The sequence below is a fragment of the Mesorhizobium sp. M4A.F.Ca.ET.020.02.1.1 genome (assembly GCF_004022645.1).
Taxonomy (GTDB): Bacteria; Pseudomonadota; Alphaproteobacteria; order Rhizobiales; family Rhizobiaceae; genus Mesorhizobium.
This window is the reverse complement of record NZ_RZOI01000412.1, coordinates 1-5,431: the sequence shown is the minus strand read 5'-3', so window position 1 is coordinate 5,431 and position 5,431 is coordinate 1. Positions and strand designations below refer to the sequence as shown.

Sequence of the window (5,431 nt, the reverse complement as noted above, 5' to 3'; positions counted from 1 at the left end):
ACGTCGGTCAGGCCGGGCCCTGTGTCCGGCGACGACGGAAAGCGAAACGGCACGCCGTTGCCGAAGGCGTTGGGGCGGCTCCAGACGATGCCCAGCGAGCGCAGCCCCGCGACGTGCAGCACGTCTAGCATGGCAAGCTCGGGATCGATCGCCTCGACGCCTTCGATATGGAACACCGCCGCGATCGAGCCCTTCGCCATCGCCTCGCGCACGTCACCGGCGCTGCGGCAGACGGTCAGCGCGCCTGCCCGCTCCAGCCTAAACAGGATCGAGGCCATGCCGATGGTCGATGTGACCGCCTCGGCACGCGGCAGCTCCGGCGGCAGGGGTTCGTTGTCGCTCGGCGCCGGCGGCACGGCGCTGCGCTTGGTCTTCTGGATCGGCGGCGGGAAGATCGCGAACATGCCGCCGGCAAAGCCACCCTTTTTTGCGCGGGGCAGGTCGATATGGCCGCCCGGCGTGCCTTCGATGAACAGCTTTTCGACATCCGCTTCCTTCGACTGGTAGAGCCTGAGCAGCGTGTCGTTGTGGCCGTCGAAGACGGGGATGAGGTCGGTTGCGGTCATCAGGAGGCCATTGGCTTGAGGTGGCGGGCCGCGGACGGCGAATGCGCCCGCGGACGATACCTCTACTTAGGCAAGATGGCTAAATCGCGCAAATGCCAGACCGGCGCTTGGATTTGTGGCTGCCGACCCAAAGGGGCGGCGACTACTGCTTCAGCACGTCGGCCCATTCCGGATGGCGGCGGAACTGGGCGTTGGCGAACGGGCAGAGCGGGATGATCTTCTTGCCGGCCGCGCGCGCGTCCTCGACGGCGCGGGTGACGAGGCGAAGCCCCGCGCCCTGGCCGCGAAACACGTCCGGCACCTCGGTGTGGTCGATGATGAGCTGGTGCTCGCCGATCTTGGTGAAGGTCATCTCGGCCTCGGCGCCGCCGGGCCCGCGCAGAACATAGCGGCCCTTGGAGCCGCGATCCTCCAGTTCGATCTCGGGCAATTGATCAGCCATTGCTCACGCTCCCTTCAACCGGCAAGGCGGCGAAGAACCGCCGCGCCGCCTCGATTTCGTTCGGCCGCACCTCGTGCCCACCATCGTGCCATTCCACTGTGACATCGGCGCCATCGGCGCGCAAATAGGCCTCCAGCCGTGACGTCAGGCTGGGCGGACAGATCGGATCGCGTTTGCCGGCCGTGATCAGCATATGGCGGCCGGCAAGGCTGCCTTTCACCTGCGGCTCGAACGGGATCAGCGGATGCATCAACGCCGCCGCGTCGAGCAGGCCTGGCTGCGCAAAAGCCACCGAGGCCAGGATGTTGGCGCCGTTGGAATAGCCGAGCCCGAGAACTGCCGAGGGTTTCGCCGCCTCGACATGCGCCTTCATAAAGCCGGCGATCTTGCCGGTCGCCCGCGCGAGGTCGTCCATGTCATAGACGCCCTCGCCGGTGCGGCGGAAGAAGCGCGCGGCGCCCTGCTCCGACACGTCGCCGCGCGGCGACACGATGGTTGCCGAGGGCAGAAGCTCGCGCCCCAGCGATATCAGCTGGTTCTCATCGCCTCCTGTGCCGTGGAAAACGAACAGCAGCGGGCTGCCCGGCGAACCGGGCAGCAGCTTGTGGAAGTAGGCATCCTTGCTCATGGCTCAGTCTTCCAGCTTCTGCAGGTGCTGTTCGAGATAGGGCCGCAGGTGCTGGTGCTGCGTCGGCAACTTCAGCGCCTCGCCGAGATGGGCGGTGTCCTCGTCGCGGTTGAAGCCCGGCTCGTTGGTCGCCACCTCGAACAGCACGCCGCCCGGCGTGCGGAAATAGATCGCCCAGAAATAGTCGCGGTCGATCACCGGTGTCACGCCGTAGCCCGTATCGACCAGCGCCTTGCGGACCTCGAGCTGCCTGGCGCGATCCTCGACCGCGAATGCGACATGGTGGACCGAGCCGGCGCCGAGATTGGCGAAGCCGGCACCCGGCAACGATTCGATGTCGACCACATCGGCGCCATTGCCGTTCTTGATCGCCAGCCGGCGGATATTGCCGGACTTGTCGACCTCCTCGTAGCCCATGAACTTCAGCAACTCCTCGGTGGCGCCGCCGTCCTTCAGCCTCAGGGCGACCGAGTGAAAACCGCGGATCGCCTCGTCGGTCGGGACCCCGCCCTTCACCCAGGGCGCTCGGCTATCGGACCTGTCCTCGACCAGCGCAAAACCGTCGCCGTCGGGACCGGCGAAGTTGAGCCGCTTCTCACCGAAGCTCTCCGTGCGGGAAACGCCGCTCACGCCTTCGTCGGCGAAGCGCTTTTCCCAATAGGCAAGCGTGCCTTCGGGCACCGAATAGACCGTGGTGCCAACCTCGCCCACCCCATGCCGGCCCTTGCCGATATTGGGGAACGGGAAATAGGTCATCACCGAACCCGGCGTGCCGACCTCGTCGGCATAGTAGAGATGGTAGACGTCGGGCGCGTCGAAATTGACGGTCTTCTTGACCCGGCGCAGGCCGAGTTTCCTGGTGAAGAATTCATTGTTCAGGCGTGCATCGCTGGCCATCGAGGTCACGTGATGCAGGCCCTTGATCTGGTCGAGCATTGTCTTGCTCCTTCCTTTTTGGCTGGTGCGGCCCTCGCCGCTGTCCACGCCAATATGAGGATCGGCACGGCCGCGGCAAAGGACGCAAACACAGAATGGACTGTGCTGTAAAAGTGAACAATATCGCACTGTTTGTTCACCAATCAATAGATGGGCAGGGGCCTTGCGCGGCGGCCTGAATTCGGCTCCATGAGCGGCGTGCCGGATAAGGAGCAAGCGCGTGGCCAGCAAGAGCGGACGCCCCAACATTCTCCTGATCACATGCGACCAGTGGCGCGGCGATTGCCTCTCCGCCGCCGGTCATCCCGTGGTGAAAACGCCGAATGCCGACGCGCTTGCCGCCGAGGGCGTCCTGTTTCGCCGGCACTATGGCGGCGCGGCCCCTTGCTCGCCGGCGCGCGCCTGCCTCTATACCGGCCTCTATCAGATGAACAACCGCGTCTGCCGCAACGGCACGCCGCTGGATGCCCGCCACGGCAACATCGCGCTTGCCGCCCGGGCGCTTGGCTATGACCCGACGCTTTTCGGCTATACCGACGTCTCGCTCGATCCGCGCCTGCTTTCACCCGGCGACCCCAGGCTGAGAACCTATGAGGGCGTCCTGCCCGGCTTCACGGTGCGCCAATTCCTGCCCGAGCATCAGAAGCCTTGGCTATCCTGGCTGCGGGCCCAAGGCATCGACGTCAGTGCCGGCCATCCGGACATCCACCGCCCGGTTGGCGAACCGAGCGACCCCGTGTCCAATGCGCCACCCGTTTACTCGCAGGACCAGACGCCGACGGCTTTCCTCGCTGGTGAGTTCATCCGCTGGCTGGGCGAGCAGGAGCGCGGCGCGCCCTGGTTCGCGCATCTCTCTTTCATCAGCCCGCACCCGCCCTTCATCGTGCCTGGGCCCTACAACACCATGTATGATCCGGCCGACGGTCCCGCTTTCAGTCGCGCCGGGCGCTGGCAGGCCGAGGCCGAGAGCCACCCTTACCTCGCTTACGATCTCGACTGCCGGATGCGGCAGAACTTCCGCCCCGGCGCCGAAGGCAGGGTGCGCGACTGGGGCGAGGACAATATCCGCGCCATCCGGGCCATCTATTACGGCATGATCTCCGAAGTCGACGCGCAACTCGGACGCCTTTGGCAGGCGCTCAAGGCGGCGACAGCCTGGGACGAGACCGTGATCGCGCTGACCTCCGACCACGCCGAGATGATGGGCGAGCATTTCATGCTCGGCAAGGGCGGCTTCTTCGACGGCAGCTACCACATCCCGCTGATCATCCGCGACCCGCGCCTGGGCCATGCGACCGGCGGCAAGGTCGACTGCTTCAGCGAAGCCGTCGATATCCTGCCGACCCTGCTCGATCTCCTCGGCGAGGATCCGCCACCGCACCTCGACGGCCGCTCACTGAAACCGTTCCTGGAAGGCGGCGCGCCGCGCGACTGGCGCGACGCCGCGCGTTGGGAATTCGATTTCCGCTCGGTGGCCGACGGCGAGGCCGAGCGCCACTTCGGCATCGGCTCGCGCCAGTGCAACCTCGCCGTCATCCGTTCGAACGACTTCAAATATGTGCATTTCGGCGGCGGCCTGCCGCCGTTGCTGTTCGATCTTGCGAGGGACCCGGGCGAACTGACCAACGTCGCCAACGATCCTGCCTATCTCGCGGTCCGACTGCAATTTGCTGAAAGGCTGCTGGCCTGGCGGGCCGAGCATCTCGACCAGTCGCTGGCGCTGGCGGAGCTAACGGAGGATGGCGTGGTTGGATATGTGAATAGGCAGTAGGCAGTAGAAAAGCTTGCTTCCCTACTGCCTACCGCCCAACTCCCATTGCCTTTACTTCACTATCATCCTCTGCTGGTCCCGCTGTTCGGCGTAGCTGCCCTTGTCATAGGCCGCCTGCGCTTCGAGCTGTTCCTTGGTGAAGGTGGTGTAGAGGTACTTCTTGCCGTCCTTGTCGGTCATGAATTTGAGGTTGTCCATGCCGACAGCGACTTCCTTTTCGCCGATGCCGAGGAAGCCGCCGACATCGACGATCACCGCGTCCGGCTTGTTGTCGGGCGTCAGCACGACATCGCCGATCTCGCCGACCTGGACATCGTTGGCGCCGTAGACGGTCGTCCCTTTCAGGTCGTCGCCCCGGATCTCGCCGACCGGCATCTCCGTCAGCGTCGACTTATCGATTGCCGCGGTCTGTGTCGGGTCGGTTGCCTTGGCGTCAGGCGCAGGAGCGGCCGGGGCCTCGGCTGTCTTGTCCATCGGCGCCGGAGCGGTCGCAGTCGGAGCCGCGGCCTTCGGGACCTCGGTCGACGCTGTGGTTGCCGGCGCCGGATCGTAGGCCTTGCGGTTGAAGTCCGGCTGCGCCTGCAGCTCTTCCTTCGTGGTCTCGGCGACCAGCCAGCGATCGCCGTTCTTTTCGGCCCACTTGGCCTTGGCGAAGTCAAAGGCGACGTTCTTTTCGCCTATGCCGAGGAAGCCGCCAACGCCGATGACGAGCGCCTCGGCCTTGCCGTCCTTGGTGAGAACGATGTCATTGACGTCGCCGATGTTCTGCGCGTCGTCGGCTGTGCCATTGTAGACGGATTCGCCGATTATGTTGGTGGCGAGGTTGCCATCCGCCTTCTTCACCGGTTCAGCCGGCGCGGCATTCATATCGACAGGCTTCTGCGCGCCAGTGCCGTCCGTCGTGGTCGACGGCGCCTGCGCTGTCGTGTCGGTCTGAGCAGCCGGTGCCGGATCATACGGCTTCCTGTCGAAGTCCGGCAGGGCCGTCAGGGCTTCCTTCGTCGTCTCGGCGACAAGCCAGCGGTCGCCGTTCTTCTCGACCCATTGCAGCTTGTCGTAGTCGAAGGCGACGTCCTTGGCTCCTATGC

6 protein-coding genes are annotated in these 5,431 nt (G+C 65.2%); 1 reads left to right on the top strand and 5 read right to left on the bottom strand.

Annotation, left to right across the window (positions count from 1 at the left end; genetic code table 11):
- The 4 genes from EN742_RS22630 to EN742_RS22615 all read right to left on the bottom strand — a co-directional run.
- The coding region (locus tag EN742_RS22630; RefSeq protein WP_189375522.1) for a membrane dipeptidase at positions 1 to 566 on the bottom strand (566 nt) is incomplete at its 3' end.
- 142 nt (positions 567 to 708) lie between these two features.
- On the bottom strand, positions 709 to 1,008 hold the full coding sequence (locus EN742_RS22625) for a GNAT family N-acetyltransferase (protein WP_027166574.1): 300 nt from the start codon (positions 1,006 to 1,008) through the stop codon (positions 709 to 711).
- The gene (locus tag EN742_RS22620; RefSeq protein WP_126058007.1) at positions 1,001 to 1,636 is read right to left on the bottom strand and encodes an alpha/beta hydrolase; all 636 of its coding nucleotides are present in this window, start codon (positions 1,634 to 1,636) and stop codon (positions 1,001 to 1,003) included. The genes EN742_RS22625 and EN742_RS22620 overlap by 8 nt, the downstream gene beginning before the upstream one ends.
- Positions 1,637 to 1,639: 3 nt before the next feature.
- Positions 1,640 to 2,572 (bottom strand): VOC family protein, encoded by a 933-nt coding sequence (locus tag EN742_RS22615; RefSeq protein ID WP_126058006.1) that lies wholly within the window; start codon positions 2,570 to 2,572, stop codon positions 1,640 to 1,642.
- A gap of 220 nt (positions 2,573 to 2,792) precedes the next feature.
- Here EN742_RS22615 and EN742_RS22610 point away from each other — a divergent pair, with 220 nt between their 5' ends.
- Complete coding sequence (locus EN742_RS22610; RefSeq protein ID WP_126058005.1) at positions 2,793 to 4,343, top strand: alkaline phosphatase family protein; 1,551 nt, start codon at positions 2,793 to 2,795, stop codon at positions 4,341 to 4,343.
- A 51-nt stretch (positions 4,344 to 4,394) separates the two neighbouring features.
- Here the strand turns inward: EN742_RS22610 and EN742_RS22605 are convergent, their stop codons facing one another.
- Positions 4,395 to 5,429 (bottom strand): PRC-barrel domain-containing protein, encoded by a 1,035-nt coding sequence (locus tag EN742_RS22605; RefSeq protein WP_245492381.1) that lies wholly within the window; start codon positions 5,427 to 5,429, stop codon positions 4,395 to 4,397.
- Positions 5,430 to 5,431 lie beyond the last annotated feature (2 nt).

Excerpts from the sequence above, each read along its gene's own strand:
- EN742_RS22625 (WP_027166574.1), bottom strand. The coding sequence starts at position 1,008 with ATGGCTGATCAATTGCCCGAGATCGAACTGGAGGATCGCGGCTCCAAG.
- EN742_RS22620 (WP_126058007.1), bottom strand. The coding sequence starts at position 1,636 with ATGAGCAAGGATGCCTACTTCCACAAGCTGCTGCCCGGTTCGCCGGGC.
- EN742_RS22615 (WP_126058006.1), bottom strand. The coding sequence starts at position 2,572 with ATGCTCGACCAGATCAAGGGCCTGCATCACGTGACCTCGATGGCCAGC.